This is a genomic window from Fictibacillus sp. NPDC058756 (genome assembly GCF_042746035.1).
GTDB lineage: Bacteria > Bacillota > Bacilli > Bacillales > Fictibacillaceae > Fictibacillus.
Window position 1 is genome coordinate 1,957,345 of record NZ_JBHYPU010000001.1, and the last position, 18,229, is coordinate 1,975,573.

Below are 18,229 nucleotides of genomic sequence, written 5' to 3' on the forward strand. Positions count from 1 at the left end.
TTAAATAGTTTTGTTAGGACGCATGTTAAATATGCAAAAAATATTGCCTTTGATATAATGGGAAAAAGAGGTTATAGGAGGCAATTATGGAAGAGTACCCACACTTACCCGAATATGCCAATTCATTTATCTCACATCTGCAAAATAAAGGCAGGAAAAAAAGTACGATCAAACGGTATTATTATGATCTGCAGGACTTTTTCGCCTGGCTTAGAGTGATCAAAAACAGTGATCATACACCTGTGATTCAAAATTTGACTTCTGATCAATTAAAAGAATATTTTTTATTTCTCTCTGAACAGAGAGAATATAGCACTGCAACCAGTAAACGAGTATTTACCGTAATAAAAAGTCTCTTTCAATTTCTTCAATCACAAAGACTTATCCAGGAAAACCCCTTTACAGACATTGAAAAAGATTTAAAGGAAGATAATCAATTTCAAGAAGAAGATTTTATTACGGAGGAAGAATTTCAGCAGCTGTTTGAAACCCTCTCATCTTTTGATGGTCTCACAGAAAAACAGCAAAAATACAGACACTTACTCATCAAAAGAAATGAAGCAATTCTATCACTGCTTTATCATTACGGATTAACTCTACAAGAATTGACGAATATTGAAATGAAACACGTTAATTTTACTAGGCAGCAGTTAACGGTTATAAATACTGCAGAAATCAGACACTTGCCTCTTACTGATTTCACCCAACAACTATTATATACATACAAAGAAGACATACCTGCCGCAATCAGACCAAATAATTATTCTTCTGACCGTTTTTTTATCGCATTTGATTATCAAAGAGGTACTTATCGTTTTGATTATTCAATTTATGAACCAAAACCCTTAACTGTAATAGCCATTCAGAAAATGTTAAGACAGGAAATCAGACGATCTGGTATCAGACAAGGTATAAGCTCACAACACCTGCGAAGGACTGCAATATTAAATTATGTAGCTTCAGGTAAAACAGACGACGAAGTTCAGTCTTGGTTCGGTTTAAAATCACATCTCACTATACAAAGATATGATAACTTTATTAAACAAATAAAAACTCCCTAGAACCTCAGCAGGTTCTCAGGGAGTATTTTTTATTCATTCATATTTGCAGAAGATAAATCGACATTTCGATGCGGGGTGAACGTTGAAAGGGCATGCTTATATATGAGGTGCTGTTTCCCTTCTGCCTCAAGTACAACCGTAAAGTTGTCAAACCCCTTTACTAAACCTTTGAGCTGAAAGCCATTCAGCAAATATACGGTCACATAAATGTTTTCGCGCCGTAATTGGTTTAAGTAATGATCCTGTAAATTGATAGATTGCTTCATGTGAACAGATCCTCCTCTTTGGGCATTACCTTTATACATTCTCGGAAATATCTAATTTCCCTTCCACAAAGTGACGAATTTCTTTAAATTTTTTCTCAAATGAGGACTCATCCATGGAAAACCACTTAACATCCATCTGATTATTGAACCATGTAAACTGTCTTTTAGCATACCTTCTTGAATTTCGTTTTAAAAGATCTATAGCTTCATCTAATGTGTTTTCACCCATTAAATAAGGAAAAAGCTCTTTGTAACCGATCGCTTTTGCTGCTAGACTATTGGAGATATCCTGCTGTAATAACCACTTCGCTTCTTCAATAACACCTGACTTAACCATCAAATCTACACGTTCATTAATGCGCTGATATAACTTTTCCCGTTCCATTGTTAAACCTACTAATGCTAGGTTATAAGATGATTCATCTTTGCCTTGCATATTTTTTTGTTCCTTTGAGGGTATGCTGCCGGTTTCATAATATATTTCTAGAGCCCTAATAACTCGGTGCACATTATTAGGGTGGATTTCAGCTGCCCTTACAGGATCTATTGACATTAGTTCTAAATGAAGTGCCTCTGCACCTTCAACATCAGCTTTTTTTTGAAGTTTATCCCTGATCTCGCTGTTTTTGTTCGCTTCTGAAAACTCATAATGATGTGTCACCGAACGGATATAGAGGCCAGTACCTCCGACAATGACGGGAATCTTCCCCCTACTATTAATATCACTGATATATTCTTTTGCTTTTTCTTGAAATTCAGCAACAGAAAATGGCTCAGAAGGATCTTTGATATCAATCATGTAATGAGGGATGCCTTCTTTTTCATCATCTGTAATTTTCGCCGTTCCAATATCTAATCCGCGGTAAACCTGCATAGAATCACCGCTGATAATTTCACCATTGATTGCCTTAGCGAGTTCGATGCTTGTTTTCGTTTTTCCAACAGCAGTTGGACCTACTATAACTACTAATTTTTCTTTCATGGTTAGCTCCTACATGACCCGCTTGAACATTTTCTCGAGTTCATAAGTTGATAGATGAATTGTTATCGGTCTCCCATGAGGGCATGTATATGGATCTTCAGATTTTCGCAAAGTCTCCAGCAACGCAAATATTTCATCGTTTCTTAAATGATGGTTTGCTTTTATCGATCCTTTACATGACATCATGATGGCAGCTTCTTCTCTTAATTTTTCTATATCAATCTTTCTATGATCTAATACCTGCTGAATAATATCCATGATGGTTTCTTTTTCATACCCTTTTGGAAACCATTGCGGATGTTCTCTAACAATAAAGGTATTTTGTCCAAATGGCTCAAGAAAGAGCCCCACTAGCCTTAAAAAATCCAGATGATCGCTAATAAATACAGCTTCATGTGTTGTGTATTCAAATGTGTAAGGAACCGTTAACAGCTGTAATTCGCGTTCAACCATCCCTACTTTTTTCCTGAAATATTCGTACTTAATTCTTTCTTGCGCAGCATGCTGATCAATTAAATATAATCCATTTTCATTTTGTGCAAGTATATATGTCCCGTGCATCTGGCCGATCGGATAAAGAACAGGTATCTTCTCTTGGTAAGATTCTGTGTCTTCGGTGCTTTCTTCTTTCTTTTCGAAAACTGTTTCATTGTAATTTTTCTTTCTATCTAAAAATGAATCCATCATTTCATTTACTGGAACTGTTTCTTGAATGCTTACTGTTGATTTTGAATGATTGGAAGTTTCAAGTTCCACAGGTTCAGGTACTCGATAAGGCTCTTTCTCTTGTTTCTTTTGAGAGTATTCAAACGAAAAAGAAGATTGTATATCTGTTTCTTTCTGTCTCTGTTCTTTCTTCTGAAAATTAACTTCGGGAATGAGCTGCTGAGCTTTTATTACTTTTCTTAATTCATTTTCGACTAATTGGACTAGTTCTGTTTCTTTACTTAGCCTTGCTTCATGTTTTGAAGGATGGACGTTTACATCTATAATTGTTGGGTCCATCTTAACGGAAAGAACTGCAATCGGAAATCGCCCAATCGGCAAGAAAGTATGATAAGCATTATGAATTGCTTTTGAAAGAGCATAGTTCTTAATATATCTGCCGTTCATAAACAGGGAGATATATTGTCTGGATGCTCTGTTCATCTCCGGTTTGGCTATATAACCTGTTACTTCATAGTCAAGAGATGTGCAGGAGACCGGCAGCATATTCTTTGCTGTCTGAATACCATAAACGGCTGCAATAATCTGCAGCAAGTTTCCATTGCCGGATGTATGCAGCAATTCTTTTCCGTTATGCTTTAACCGAAATGAAACATCTGGGTTTGCCAATGCAAGCCTGTTGACTAAATCGGTAATCGTTCCTAGTTCCGTTTGAATCGTTTTTACATGTTTAAGACGAGCAGGTGTGTTATAAAACAAATTGCGCACTGTCAGGTCTGTACCTTTTCTGCTATTTGTTTGCTGCTGTTTTTTAATTTTACCGTTTTCGATAAACAAATAAGTACCAGGTCCATCACCTGTAGAAGATTTCAACTCAACTTGAGAGACGGAAGAAATACTGGGCAGCGCTTCTCCGCGAAAACCCATCGTACGAATCTGTATAAGGTCTTGTTCACTCTTAATCTTGCTTGTAGCATGACGATTAAAGGCAAGGACACAGTCGTCAGCCTCAATACCATCCCCATTGTCCAGCACACGAATGAGTGACAAGCCACCTTCTTCTACTTCAATCTCGATTCTAGAAGCATTAGCATCAATTGAATTTTCAACTAGTTCTTTAACAACAGAGGCTGGGCGTTCTACTACTTCTCCAGCTGCAATCTTGTTCGATAAATGCTCATCTAGCTGTATGATTTTGCCCATCGTTTATAGCCTCCTATTTATTTCAGTTTGGTTTGCAGTTTATATAAAGCATTCATCGCCTCAAGAGGTGTCATTTCAAGAACATTCAATGCTTTCAAATCTTTTAAAACGTCAGTTTCTTTTGAATCTCTTTTTCGGGAAACAGTGCTTTTTTCAGCAAACAAACTTAGCTGGCTTTCCTGCACTTCTTCTTTTGCCGCAGAGACTTCCTGGATAGGAAGCGCTTCATTCTTTTCCTGTTTTTCATAAGTCTGCAGGATTGTTTTTGCTCTTTGTATAACATCCTGTGGGAGATCTGCCAGTTCTGCTACTTGAATCCCGAAACTTTTATCAGCTTGTCCATCAATTACTTTATGCAAAAATACAAGACTTCCATTTTCCTCTACAGCACTTACAAAAACATTCTTTAAGGATGGAAGCGAATTCTCAAGAACAGTCAGCTCATGATAATGGGTAGAAAAAAGCGTCTTCGCTTGAATTCTTTCGTGGATAAATTCAATTATAGACTGTGCAAGTGCCATTCCGTCATAAGTTGAAGTTCCACGTCCGATTTCATCGAGCAGGATCAAACTATTTTCTGTCGCACTCGTAAGTGCAAAGTTTGTTTCCAGCATTTCTACCATAAAAGTACTTTGTCCGCCGACTAAATCATCAGCAGCACCAATCCGTGTAAAGATCTGATCAAACATTGGCAGTTCAGCTTGTTCTGCAGGTACAAAACAGCCAATCTGCATCATAATGGCCGTTAAAGCAAGCTGGCGCATATACGTACTCTTACCAGCCATGTTAGGTCCAGTGATCAAAAGCATATTTCTTTCATTATTTAAGAAAATATCATTTGGAACATATTCTTGTGCATCCATTACTTTTTCTACAACAGGGTGACGGCCTCCGACAATGTTTACTTTTCCATCCTCTGAAACGGACGGTCTTACATAACGATACTGTTCACTGATCGCAGCAAATGATTGAATGACGTCCAGTTCTGAAATCGCAGAAGCCAGCTGTTGAAGTCCAGGTATATATTGCTTTACATATTCTCTAACTTCTAGGAACAATGTGTACTCAAGACCTGAGATTTTCTCTTCAGCTTCTAAAATAATACGCTCTTTTTCTTTAAGCTCGGGAGTTACATATCTTTCTGCGTTTGCAAGAGTCTGTTTTCGTTCATAACGTTCAGCGGGTACCATCGATAAGTTAGATTTCGTAACTTCGATATAATAGCCGAATATTTTATTGAATCCTATTTTTAAAGATTTGATTCCGGTCTCTGTTTTTTCTTGCTGTTCTAGTGCAGCAATCCAAGCTTTCCCGTTCATGCTCGCATCTTTATATTCATCAAGCTTTGCATTATAGCCTTTTTTAATGATTCCGCCTTCTTTAATTTGAACAGGGGCTTCATCATGTATAGCTGAATCCAAATATTGAGCCAGGTCTTTATGATCCGTCATTTTTTCATAGATTTCAGACGCATACTCACCCGGAATTTGACTTATTTTTTCTTTAAGAACCGGAACACTTAACAGTGATCTTTTTAACTGGACCAGATCTCTTGGACTAGCATTTCCATAAGAGATTTTAGCGATCAGCCGTTCCATGTCATATACTGACTTCAGCTGTTCTTTCATTTCCTCACGGATAAAAAACTCATTAATGAGCTCTTCTACAAGCTGTAAACGTTTCTCGATGGTCCTCTTCACAAAAAGAGGTTCTTCTACCCATTGTTTAAGTTTTCTGGCTCCCATTGCAGTCATAGTAGAATCTAACAACCAAAGGAGCGAACCTTTTTTGCCTTTTGCACGAATTGACTCAGTAAGCTCTAGATTTCTTTTTGAGAAAGCGTCCAGCTTCATTCTTAGGTCATTCTGCTGAAATTCAACCGGCTTTAGATGCTGAAAAGAACGCTTCTGTGTATAGTTTAAGTAATGAAATAGTCTGCCAGCTGCTTTCAATAAAGAAAGATGCGAGATATCTTTTGTGAGATGCTGAAATTTTTCATCGACGGTATTCTCTTGTTGAATGGAAACCGAAGCCTGTTCATTGAGAGACATTTTTTCATTCCAATCAGTATGTAACTCTTCATCTCCAACGATTTCTTTAACGCCGTGACTTAAGAGCAGTTGAATGAATGATAGCTGATTACCGCTATACGTATAGCCTTTTAATTCTCCAGTAGATAGGTCACAAAGAATATAAGCAAATAAATCATTTTCTCTTTCAATTGAAACTAGATAATTATTTTCTCTGTCTTGCAATAAGTGATCATCAATAACCGTTCCTGGCGTTATGATCTGAATAACTTCCCGCTTCACAACCCCTACTGCTTGCTTAGGGTCTTCTACTTGTTCACAGATGGCTACTTTATAGCCGCTTTCTACCAGTGTTTTTATATAACCTGCAGAAGAATGATAAGGCACTCCGCACATTGGTATGCGATCCTGGCTGCCCCCATCTCTGCTCGTTAATGTAATCTCTAAAATTTGAGCTGCCTGAACAGCATCATCAAAAAACATTTCATAAAAATCGCCTAAACGAAAAAATAAAAAGGCATCTTGATGAGCTGCCTTAATAGATAAGTATTGTTGCATCATTGGAGTATATTGCGACATGGTTTCACCTTTTTTCATAACATTTCGATGTTGCTATTATATCATAACTCCTCATTTCATTTCGTTTACTCTGCATGAAAAAAACGGGAAGAATTCTCCCCGCTCCTTGTTATTCTTCTAAATCGCCAATCAGAAAGTTGGGATCAAGATCTTCGAAGTTTTCATCCTCTACATCATACTCCCAATCTCTTGTGTTCTCATCGTCAAATCCATCTGGATTCACGTAAACGCAAACCTTTGTCTCACCAATGATCTCACATACAAACTCTCTTTCTACCTGAACGATGACTTTATTGCCGTTTGGAGAAATAGTTGCTTCAAGCGTATTTGGTTCCTGCAGTGCACGGCAAGTTACTTCATACTGGTTCCCAAGCGCGTTTTTGTCTCTTACACTCAAATCCACTTTATCTTTAAAATGGATGGTTTCAGTTACTACTTCGGTTCTAGTATTATCATTGTATGAGTACCAAACGTTAATATCATAGCTTCCTTCAACTTCCACACATTCACCGTTTCTCTTCGGCTTATAAGCATGATTAATAATCCAGCATCCTAAAATACTGCTGGGACGATGAGCTGGTGCAATCGTATGAGTCGCCTGAGAAAACTTTCTGCCTTTACCACACACCGCTTTTGTAATGATTTCTCTGTAAGTCAGCTCTTGTTGAATGTGTCTAGCCATACTTGAATCCCTCCTATTTCCGCTCTCAATACATTTTATGCAGGGCAAATGCCTATTGTGCTTATTAATATGAAAATCAGGAATTAGTTTATGTATATGGGCTTTCTTAGAACAATGTTCAAAAAATATTTTTGATGTACGGTACGTGAAATTAATATATTCTTTTTGTTTCAATGAAGAATAATCTGATGCTAGGGTTTGTCGAAAAGCCCATAAAACTTTTGAAGGACCATAAATGTTGTTGAAGGCTCATAAAATATTTTAAAGGCACATAATACCTGATTGAGGGTCGATTAGGTATTTCTTGATCCCTTTAAATAGCTAGAAAATGTGCTAAACAACAAAAAACACGATGCTCTATAGAACATCGTGTCTTAAAAAGGCTGTTTCCGTTAACTTTGTTGCTATTTGAAAGGATTGATTTCCGCTCCAGATGCTCGCTTTCCGCGGGGCGTGCGGTGAGCCTCTTCAGCGCTTTGCACCCTTAGGAGTCTCACACCTTGCGCTCCAATCAACTTTTCAACGAAGGGTCTTCAAAAAACATTCAAAAACAGCAAACTATTAGAAAAGAGCTTGAAAAATAAAATATATTAGTGGCAGCCGCAGCCGCCAGGTGAACATCCTTCTTGAGAACCTGTCGTTCCTTTAAGAAGATCTCCGCCTGTAGATTCAATAATCTCATCTGTAACTTTGTTTGAGATTGTATGTGAAACCATTTGAAGAATATCATTCACATCATTTTGCGACTGTTTAAATTCCTGAACGACAGGGATGCTGTCAAGTTCAGCCATAAGTGCGTCAATCTTTTCTTCTACTTCTCTAGAAGCTTCATGTTTTTGATAATGCTGAAGATTAACAGCTTGTTTTTGCATGTTTTTAATTTGCCCCATTAATTTAGCAACGTTGGCATTCGTGTTGATTTGAGCCTCAGCTTTCTTGAAAAATTCCACTTCTTCCGTTGTCGCGATCATTTTCGCAAGTTCTTTCGCTTTTCCTAAAATTTCTTCTTTAGTATAAGTTGTCATTAGCTTACCACCTCTGATTTTTCTACGATCAATTCTCCGCCAAGGTTCCATGTTTTAGCGTCAGTAATCTTAACTTTTACAATTTCACCGATCAAGTGTTTAGAAGCTTTAAAGTTTACTACTTTATTTGAACCAGTGTGACCGGTCAGCACATCAGGATTTTTTTTGCTTTCTCCTTCAACGAGCACTTCTACAACTTTTCCAATGTAAGCCTGGTTTTTGCGAAGTGAAATATCATTTAAAACACTGTTCAAACGCTGAAGACGCTCACGTTTAACCTCCATTGGCACATTGTCTTTCATTTTTGCAGCCGGAGTACCTTCTCGAGGCGAATAAATAAACGTATACGCAGCATCGTACTCGACTTCTTTTACAAGGGTAATCGTTTCTTCAAACTGTTCGTCTGTTTCATTTGGGAATCCGACAATAATATCTGTCGTTAATGCTGCATTTGGAACAGCAGCCTTTATCTTACCGACAAGCTCAAGGTAGTGCTCACGTGTATATTTACGAGCCATTAATTTTAAGATATCACTATTGCCGTGCTGAACAGGAAGATGGATGTGATCGACGATATTTCCGCCTTTAGCAAGCACTTCGATCAAACGGTCATCAAAATCACGTGGATGACTAGTCGTAAATCGCAGTCTTGGGATATCAATCTTACGGATCTCATCCATTAGATCTCCAAGACCGAAGTTTAAGTCTTCGAAATCTTTACCGTAAGCATTTACATTTTGACCTAACAATGTAACTTCCTTGTAGCCTTCTCTCGCCAGCTGTCTAACTTCCTCGATAATATCCTGGGGATGTCTGCTGCGTTCCTTGCCGCGTGTATATGGAACGATACAATACGTACAGAACTTGTCACAGCCGTACATAATGTTAACCCAGCCTTTTACATTGCCCTTGCGTTTTCTTGGAAGGTTTTCAACAATGTCACCCTCTTTAGACCAAACCTCAACGACCATTTCTTTTGAAAATAAAGCATTTTCAATGATTTGAGGCAGACGATGAATATTGTGAGTACCAAAGATCATGTCTACTTGAGGATAAGTTGATAGTATTCGGTTTACAACAGATTCTTCCTGAGACATACATCCGCAGACACCTAAAAGCAAGTTTGGATTGTTCGCTTTTGTATGTTTTAGATGTCCGAGTTCACCGAAAACTTTATTTTCAGCATTTTCACGAATCGCACATGTATTTAATAAAATTACATCTGCATCTTCTGTAGAATCTGTGACTTCATAACCCATCTCATTGAGTATGCCAGCCATAACCTCAGTATCATGTTCGTTCATCTGGCAACCGTAAGTACGAATATAGAACTTCTTCCCAACACCAATATTTTTTAAATTCTCAGGAATCGTGAAATCTTTTAAAATTTGAGTCTGCTCTTTACCGCGCTTTTTTGCGTCTTTTAAAGAAGGCGGAGTATAAGTAGTTTGAAAATATTGTGAGTAGTCTCTATTTTTATCTTTATTTATTGTTTCATTGTCTTTCGTATCCAAGACATTTTCACTCCTAACTGCCTTTGCTGCATATTGCTAAACTTATATCTTTCAATAAAACATTTATCTAACTGTAACATTATATCAAATAATTGGTTTTATTTAAACGTGAAATCCCTTTAGTTTACATAACGATATTACGGTAACCTGCATCGCTTGTACAAACAAAAAAGAAGGATTTCTCCTTCTTTTTTGCATTGGCTCTTTTTTAAAAAATGTTGCTTATGAATATTTTTTTCACTTCTTTGATAAGTTGATTGGAGTGCAAGGTGCGTGCCAACTAACTGAATAATCCTCTTGCAAGGCATGCGACGAGGAACAGGCCTCGTCAGGATTTGCGTGTAGACGCAGGAGCACATATACTTCCCAGATGGTGAGACTCCTAAAGGCGCAAAGCGCGAGGAGGCTCACCGCCCGCCACGTGGAAAGCGAGCGACCTGGAACGGAAATCAACTACCTTCAAAAAACATTGTTTACAAAAACAGCTTTTACATTAAATAATTTCTAGTTCTTTTCCAGCCTTTTCAAATGCGTCAAGAGCAGTTTGCAATTCTTCTTTAGTATGCTGCGCGGTTACGATTGTTCTTACACGTGCTTTCCCTTTTGCAACTGTTGGGAATGCGATGCCTTGCGCGAATACACCATACTTTAACAATGTATCTGAAAGCTTATGCGCTAGAGCATCATCACCTACAAGCACAGGAGTGATAGGTGTTTCACTTACACCAGTATTGAATCCAAGTTCTTTAAGACCCGCTTTAAAGAATTTCGTATTTTCCCATAAACGTTCCATGTGTTCTGGTTCTTCTTCTAAAACATCAATAGCAGCAGAACTTGCAGCGATAACTGCAGGCGGATGAGATGTACTGAAAAGGAAAGGACGTCCCTTATGGATCAAGTAGTCTCTTAATGTTTGTGTACTTGCAATATACCCCCCAAGAACACCAATAGCTTTACTTAATGTACCGACTTGGATATGTACGCGGCCGTTTAAATTGAAGTGATCAATCGTCCCGCGTCCATTAGTTCCTAAAACTCCGCTTGCATGTGCGTCGTCAACCATCACTAGTGCATCGTACTTTTCAGCAAGTTCTACGATTCCAGGGAGTGGTGCGATATTGCCGTCCATTGAGAATACACCATCTGTTACCACGATTCTTTTTCTATAATCCTGTGTTTCTTTTAACGCAGCTTCCAAATCTTCTAAATCTACATGCTTATAGATTCTTCTTTTTGCTTTTGTTAAACGGATTCCATCTATTATTGATGCATGGTTCAGTTCATCTGAAATAACGACATCCTGATCGGTCAGGATTGCTGAAAGGATTCCTTGGTTTGTTGAAAAGCCAGATTGGAATACAAGACATGCTTCTGTATGTTTAAATTCAGCAAGCTTTTTTTCAAACTCTTCGTGCATAGAAAGTGTTCCTGCAATAGTACGAACAGAACCTGTTCCAACACCAAACTTTTCTACCGATTCTAACGCTGCTTGCTTCATTTTTGGATGACTTGTTAATCCTAAATAGTTGTTTGAAGAAAGCTGAATTACTTCCTTGCCATTGATAACAACTTTAGAACCTTGTTCTGATTCAAGAGGTACGAGCTTCCTAAACGTCCCCTCTTCTTTCATATGGTCTAATTCTTCTTGTAAATATTCAAAACCTTTCATCACGATCAAGCCCCTTTCTAAGGAATTAGAACTACTTTTCCGCAATTGCCTTTTATCATTAAATCAAAACCTTCCTCAAACTGCTCCATTGGAAGAGTGTGGGTGATGATTGTCTCAGGATGCATGTTTCCAGACTGTAAAAGTCCAGAAACCTGCTGCCACGTTTCATACATCTTTCTGCCAGTGATCCCTTGTACTGTAACGCCTTTAAAGACAACATCATTTGTAAGGTCAATTTCAACAGGCTTAACAGGCAAACTTAAAATAGATACACGACCGCCGTTCGTAATCATTTTAAACCCTTGGTCGATAGCTACTGGATGCCCGCTCATCTCGCAGACAACATCTACACCATTCCCGTCTGTAAGCTCCATCACTTTTTTCACTGGATCTTCATCCTTTGGATTAATAACAGCTGTAGCTCCAATTTTTTTTGCTAAATCAAGACGGTATTCATTAAGGTCCAGTGCTATTACCTGGCTTGCTCCTGCAGCTTTAGCTACGTTAACCGCCATGATGCCTATCGGACCGCAGCCGATGACTGCAACTGTTTTTCCTGCTACATCACCAGCTAAAACAGTATGAACTGCATTTCCCATCGGTTCTTGAATAGAACCATGTTCGAATGGCATATCAGGATCATTCTTCCAGATGTTTTCTGCAGGCATCGCAACATATTCAGCAAAACAGCCGTGAGTATCAACACCGATAATTTTAGTGTTCTTACAGATATGGAACTGTCCTTTTAAACATTGTGGACAAGAATGGCAAACAATATGAGTTTCTGCTGAAACATGATCACCAGCTTTAACATTTTTTACTGAACTTCCTACTTTTTCAACGACTCCTGAAAACTCATGTCCGAACACATAAGGTGTTTTCACACGACTTTGAGACCATTCATCCCATGTGTATATATGGACATCCGTTCCACAGATCGAAGTTGCTTTTACTTTAATTAATACTTCATCTTCCTTTATTTGTGGTATATCTACTGTTTCTAATCTAGCACCGTATCCCGCATGATGCTTAACAATTGCTTTCATTTTTCCTTCCAAACTGAACACTCCTCACTAAACATCAAATATCATATCCAACATCATTGTACATTTTAAAAATAGTGAGGTAAAGAGCAGTGTTCATGTCAGATGGACATACGCAGATACCCAAAAAAATTTAGAAAAAAATTTTATATAAGGCTGTTTTCGTACACATTGTTGCTATTGGAAGTTGTTGATTTCCGTTCAAGGATGCTCGCTTTCCGCGGGACTCGCGGTGAGCCCGCTAGGCGAATCAAACCTGCAGCGTCTCATCCTGTAAAAAATACTCAAAATCAGCAATCTTTTAAAGATGTGCCTAAATTAATTAAAAAACCTCCTCCTAAAAATAGGAGGAGGCTATGAATTACATAAATTCTGTCATTAGCTGATTGAATTTTTCCTCTGACAGGTTCAAATCCATTTTTGCAAGAGCTTCTTTACTGTAACCATGGGCAAGATCCTGATAAGAAGGCTTCACTTTATCCTGATAAATAATCCCTTTTACTAGACCTTTATTCTCCATCAATGTTTGCATAGCCATCATGCGATTTGAAGAGTCATAGTTTTCAATTGAGCTTAACGGAACCAAGTGCTCTTTGAACCAGTCATATGTGTTTACCTTATTGTATGTAACGCAAGGCGAAAACACGTTGATCAAAGAGAATCCTTTGTGATTAATACCGGCTTCAATAATAGAAGTAAGTTCTTTCAAATCTGTTGAGAAACTTTGAGCAACAAATGTAGCGCCTGCAGTTAAAGCAAGCTCCATAATGCCAATAGCCGATTCTACAGAACCTTCTGGCGTACTTTTTGTCTTAAAACCAACATCGGAACGCGGAGATGTCTGTCCTTTCGTCAGGCCATAAATCTGGTTATCCATTACGATGTATGTGATATCAATATTTCTTCTGATCGCATGGACCGTGTGACCCATACCAATCGCAAATCCGTCACCGTCCCCGCCAGAAGCAATTACAGTTAAATCGCGGTTTGCCATCTTTACACCTTGTGCAATCGGCAGTGAACGTCCATGTATTCCATGGAAACCATAGGACTTAATATATCCAGAAATTCGCCCAGAACAACCAATTCCAGATACAACAGCAAGATTATCAGGTTCTAAACCGACATTTGCTGCTGCTCTTTGAATAGCTGCCTGTACAGAAAAATCTCCACAACCCGGACACCAGTTAGGTTTGATACTGTTACGAAAATCTTTGAATGTAGCCATATTAAACCAGCTCCTTGCATTTCATGAAAACTTCAGATGGCAAGAAAGGATTTCCATCATATTTTAATAAACTCTTAATTTTTTCATGCTGCCCAACATTCATTTTCAAGATGCTAGCTAATTGTCCCGTTGCGTTATTTTCAACAACGATTACTGTTTTCGCAGCGTCAATTAACGGTTTCATCTCATCAGCCGGGAATGGATGAATCAAGCGAATGTGCGCATGATTTACTTTAAACCCGTCAGCTTCCAGACGCGGCATCGCTTCTTCAATAACACCTCTAGTAGAATTAAAGCCTACAAGAAGAATATCTGCTTCCGCGTGTTGTCCCTGCTTTACTACAGGAACATTGAAATTAAGGTTCTTTAATTTGCGCAGACGCTTATCCATCTGCTTTTGACGGTTAGCTGCTACTTCTGACGGTTTTCCAGTTTCATCATGTTCTACACCTGTAACATGGTGAATACCGTTTTTCATACCAGGAATTACACGAGGCGAGATACCATCTTCAGTAACTTCATATCGTTTAAAGTATCCGTCTTTATCATCAGTTTCAGGCAGTTCCTGATTTGTGTCAAGTTTACCGCGGCGAATTTCCACACGGCTGTAATCTAATGGTTCAACAGATTGTTTTCCAAGTGAAAGCTGAAGATCCGTCAGTAAAATTACTGGGCATTGGTATTCTTCTGCAATATTTAATGCTTCTACGGCATCATAAAATGCCTCTTCAACAGTACTTGGCGCGATAACTACCTTTGGAATTTCACCATGTGTACCGTAAATCATTGCCATTAAATCAGATTGTTCTTGTTTTGTCGGAAGTCCTGTAGACGGCCCTCCGCGCTGTGTATCAACTACTACTAAAGGTACTTCAGTCATTCCAGACAGACCAAGTGCTTCCATCATTAATGAAAGTCCAGGACCTGCAGATGAAGTGATCGTTCTGACTCCAGCATAGTTTGCACCAATTGCCATCGTACATGCAGCGATCTCATCTTCTGTCTGAATAACTGTTCCGCCAAATTCAGGCAGTTTTTTGATTAAGTACTCCATAATCTCTGAAGCAGGCGTGATAGGATACGCTGCCATAAAACGAACCCCGCCCGCAACAAAACCTAATGCGATTGCATCGTTTCCAATCATGAACATTCTCTTTTTGCCGTCTGCTTTATTTAATTGGAAACCATCAATCTGGCCGCCTGATAATTCATTAAAATGATCTGCACCTTTTTGAATGGCTTCCATGTTCTTTTCTACTACTTTTACACCTTTACGGGAGAAAATCTCCTCAACTACTTCCAAGTAGCTTTCAACAGGCAGACCTAATACAGCACTCGTTGCGCCGATCGCCACCATGTTCTTCATGAGAGAAGTTCCAAGTTCACTTGCAATCTCAGTAAATGGAACCGCATACAATCTGACATTCAGATCTTCTGGTACAGTAGGATTAAATTTAGAATCTCCTATTACAACTCCGCCATCGCGAAGCTCATGTACATTCACATCAATCGTCTCTTGATCAAATGCTATTAAAATATCAAGATCATCAGAAATAGAACGGGTTTCACTTGTGCTTACACGAATTTTATTGTTGGTATGACCGCCTTTAATTCTTGAAGAAAAGTGTCGATAGCTATAGAGATAATAGCCAAGGCGATTAAGAGCCATCGCAAAAATCTCACCTGTACTATCGATACCTTCACCCTGCTGTCCGCCAACTTTCCAGGAAAGTTGATCAATCATGTACTCCACCCTTTCAGTAACCCAAACGTTAATTTTGAGAAATTACTTAGTTTTGTTTATTGCATTCATGGTGATTTCAACGTTTTGATTCGTTAAATAAAATATGTACTAAACGTCTACAATTCTAGACTTAACTTAATAAAAATGCAAGTATTCGGCCGAAATTATTCAAACTATTTCAAAAACAGGCAAAACATGTAAGATCTGCAGTATTATTGTGACCAATACAGTTCTTGTACTAATCAATTCTAGTATATTTCTTTAAATTCCTCCATAAACAGCCCCTGTAAAAGTATTAAAACCACAAAAAACCTGCTTACTTATTTTTAAGTAAACAGGTTTTTTCATTTCTTCATTATCGCGGTTCCACTATTAATTTAATTGCCGTTCTTTCTTCCCCATCAATTAAGATATCTGTAAATGCTGGTATACAAATGAGGTCTACTCCGCTCGGTGCTACAAATCCTCTTGCAATCGCTACGGCTTTTACAGCTTGATTTAATGCACCTGCACCGATCGCCTGTATTTCAGCGCCTCCTCTTTCACGGAGAACACCTGCAAGTGCACCAGCTACAGAATTGGGGTTGGATTTTGCTGAAACTTTTAATATTTCCATTGTTTTGAACCTCCTTCAGGATAGATACCTGTTCTACTATATTCATTGATCAAGGCTTGTATTCCTGCAGTAACAAATTTCCCGGAATCTTTATATATTATTTGTTCTGCTGAGTTGACCTTCTGAATAAACCCCGGTTATCTGTTTCCCTTAACATTGGCAGTTCAAACCTTATTGATTTCTGAAAACTACATATAAAAATAAAAACTGTAATAGAAAAAACAGGCTCAAAAGGTTTTGATAGCTTTTGAGCCTGTTCATTATTTCGCGTATTCTACTGCACGTGTCTCACGAATAACCGTTACTTTGATATGTCCTGGATAATCCAGTTCACTCTCGATCTTTTTCGTTATATCACGTGCAAGTCTATAAGAAGCCACATCATCAATCATTTCCGGTTTTACCATGATGCGAATTTCGCGTCCTGCTTGAATTGCAAAAGATTTTTCAACTCCATCAAATGACTCTGAAATCTCTTCAAGCTTTTCAAGTCTGCGAATATACGTTTCTAAAGTTTCTCGGCGGGCTCCTGGTCTCGCAGCTGATAATGCATCTGCTGCTGCCACAAGAGTAGCAATAATTGATGTTGGTTCTGTATCACCATGATGTGACGCAATACTATTGATAACTACAGGGTGTTCCTTATACTTTGTAGCAAGTTCAACCCCGATATCAACGTGGCTGCCTTCAACTTCATGATCAATCGCTTTACCGATATCATGAAGTAATCCAGCGCGTCTAGCAAGATGTACATCTTCGCCTACTTCAGCTGCCATTAAGCCAGCTAAGTAAGCCACTTCTGTTGAATGTTTCAGAACGTTTTGACCGTAGCTTGTACGATACTTCAAACGGCCAAGTATTTTTATTAAATCTGGGTGAAGTCCGTGAACACCTACTTCAAAAGTAGTTTGTTCCCCAACTTCTCGAATGTACTCATCCACTTCTCTGCGTGATTTTTCAACCATTTCCTCAATTCGCGCAGGGTGGATTCTTCCATCCTGAACAAGCTTATCCAATGCCATTCGCGCAATCTCGCGGCGAATCGGATCAAAACCAGACAAGATAACAGCTTCCGGAGTATCATCGATAATTAAATCAATACCGGTTAATGTTTCAAGTGTTCTGATGTTTCGTCCTTCACGTCCAATAATTCTTCCTTTCATTTCATCGTTAGGAAGATTTACTACAGATACTGTTGTTTCTGCTACGTGATCGGCTGCGCAGCGTTGGATAGCCAGTGAAAGAATTTCTTTCGCTTTCTTGTCCGCTTCTTCTTTTGCACGGTTTTCCATTTCTTTTACCATCATCGCCAGTTCATGTGTCATCTCGTTCTCGGTTTCAGTCATAATGATTTGGCGGGCTTCATCCCTGGTAATACTGGAAATGCGCTCAAGCTCTCGTTGCTGTTCCTCCAGCAATTCCTCCACTTTGCTTTCAATCTCTTCAATTTGTCGCTGTTTTTTGGTGAGAGATTCCTCACGTCTTTCTAAAGATTCCTCTTTCTTGTCAAGAGTTTCACCTTTTCTGTCCAGGATCTCTTCTTTCTGAACCAATCGATGTTCTTGTTTTTGAAGCTCGTTTCGACGTTCGCGAATTTCGCGTTCTGCTTCGGTACGTAGCTTATGGATTTCATCTTTTGCTTCTAACAGCGCTTCCTTCTTGCTGGCGTCAGCATCGCGCTTTGCATCTTCAACAATTTGCGCAGCTGCTCGCTCTGCGCTTGAAATCTTCGCTTCAGCAATTGATTTCCTAACAAGATATCCGACAATTGCACCGACACCTAATGAGACAAGCAAACTGGAGATGAATACTGCTAAACTTGGCATATTTCCACCTCCTCTTGCTTATTCTGCTTTTCTACTTTTCATACTGCATTTCTTGGCGTCATTCGTGTTACATGTGCTTTGCACCATTCATGTCG

14 protein-coding genes are annotated in these 18,229 nt (G+C 38.7%); 1 reads left to right on the plus strand and 13 read right to left on the minus strand.

Features of this window, described 5'->3' with window-relative positions; all coding sequences use genetic code 11:
• Positions 1-86 precede the first annotated feature (86 nt).
• Complete coding sequence (locus ACFW35_RS09840) at positions 87-1,061, plus strand: tyrosine-type recombinase/integrase (RefSeq protein ID WP_379845427.1); 975 nt, start codon at positions 87-89, stop codon at positions 1,059-1,061.
• Positions 1,062-1,090: 29 nt separating this feature from the next.
• Here the strand turns inward: ACFW35_RS09840 and hfq are convergent, their stop codons facing one another.
• The 13 genes from hfq to rny all read right to left on the minus strand — a co-directional run bounded on the left by hfq (position 1,091) and on the right by rny (position 18,134).
• Positions 1,091-1,327 (minus strand): RNA chaperone Hfq, encoded by a 237-nt coding sequence (hfq, locus tag ACFW35_RS09845; protein ID WP_379845429.1) that lies wholly within the window; start codon positions 1,325-1,327, stop codon positions 1,091-1,093.
• Between the two features lie 31 nt (positions 1,328-1,358).
• On the minus strand, positions 1,359-2,309 hold the full coding sequence (gene miaA / locus ACFW35_RS09850) for a tRNA (adenosine(37)-N6)-dimethylallyltransferase MiaA (protein ID WP_379845431.1): 951 nt from the start codon (positions 2,307-2,309) through the stop codon (positions 1,359-1,361).
• Positions 2,310-2,318: 9 nt separating this feature from the next.
• A complete protein-coding gene (mutL, locus tag ACFW35_RS09855; protein ID WP_379845433.1) occupies positions 2,319-4,178 on the minus strand; it encodes a DNA mismatch repair endonuclease MutL in 1,860 nt (619 codons plus the stop codon).
• A 17-nt stretch (positions 4,179-4,195) separates the two neighbouring features.
• Entirely contained in the window at positions 4,196-6,787 is a 2,592-nt protein-coding gene (mutS, locus tag ACFW35_RS09860; protein WP_379845435.1) for a DNA mismatch repair protein MutS, read from the minus strand.
• A gap of 109 nt (positions 6,788-6,896) precedes the next feature.
• The gene (gene cotE, locus ACFW35_RS09865) at positions 6,897-7,469 is read right to left on the minus strand and encodes an outer spore coat protein CotE (RefSeq protein WP_379833916.1); all 573 of its coding nucleotides are present in this window, start codon (positions 7,467-7,469) and stop codon (positions 6,897-6,899) included.
• A gap of 590 nt (positions 7,470-8,059) precedes the next feature.
• On the minus strand, positions 8,060-8,494 hold the full coding sequence (locus ACFW35_RS09870) for a RicAFT regulatory complex protein RicA family protein (RefSeq protein WP_066289618.1): 435 nt from the start codon (positions 8,492-8,494) through the stop codon (positions 8,060-8,062).
• On the minus strand, positions 8,494-10,008 hold the full coding sequence (gene miaB / locus ACFW35_RS09875) for a tRNA (N6-isopentenyl adenosine(37)-C2)-methylthiotransferase MiaB (RefSeq protein WP_379845437.1): 1,515 nt from the start codon (positions 10,006-10,008) through the stop codon (positions 8,494-8,496). The genes ACFW35_RS09870 and miaB overlap by 1 nt, the downstream gene beginning before the upstream one ends.
• Before the next feature lie 493 nt (positions 10,009-10,501).
• Positions 10,502-11,677, minus strand: coding sequence for a glycine C-acetyltransferase (locus ACFW35_RS09880; protein WP_066289615.1), 1,176 nt, complete (start codon positions 11,675-11,677; stop codon positions 10,502-10,504).
• A gap of 17 nt (positions 11,678-11,694) precedes the next feature.
• Complete coding sequence (gene tdh / locus ACFW35_RS09885) at positions 11,695-12,735, minus strand: L-threonine 3-dehydrogenase (RefSeq protein WP_379833912.1); 1,041 nt, start codon at positions 12,733-12,735, stop codon at positions 11,695-11,697.
• A 346-nt stretch (positions 12,736-13,081) separates the two neighbouring features.
• Positions 13,082-13,948, minus strand: coding sequence for a 2-oxoacid:ferredoxin oxidoreductase subunit beta (locus ACFW35_RS09890; protein ID WP_066289611.1), 867 nt, complete (start codon positions 13,946-13,948; stop codon positions 13,082-13,084).
• Position 13,949: 1 nt separating this feature from the next.
• Positions 13,950-15,692, minus strand: a complete 1,743-nt coding sequence (locus tag ACFW35_RS09895; protein WP_379845439.1) for a 2-oxoacid:acceptor oxidoreductase subunit alpha — start codon at positions 15,690-15,692, stop codon at positions 13,950-13,952.
• 355 nt (positions 15,693-16,047) lie between these two features.
• A complete protein-coding gene (gene spoVS, locus ACFW35_RS09900) occupies positions 16,048-16,308 on the minus strand; it encodes a stage V sporulation protein SpoVS (protein WP_010193268.1) in 261 nt (86 codons plus the stop codon).
• Between the two features lie 260 nt (positions 16,309-16,568).
• Positions 16,569-18,134 carry a ribonuclease Y gene (rny, locus tag ACFW35_RS09905; protein WP_379845441.1) on the minus strand — a complete coding sequence of 522 codons (1,566 nt, stop codon included), beginning with the start codon at positions 18,132-18,134 and terminating at the stop codon, positions 16,569-16,571.
• Positions 18,135-18,229: the final 95 nt, after the last annotated feature.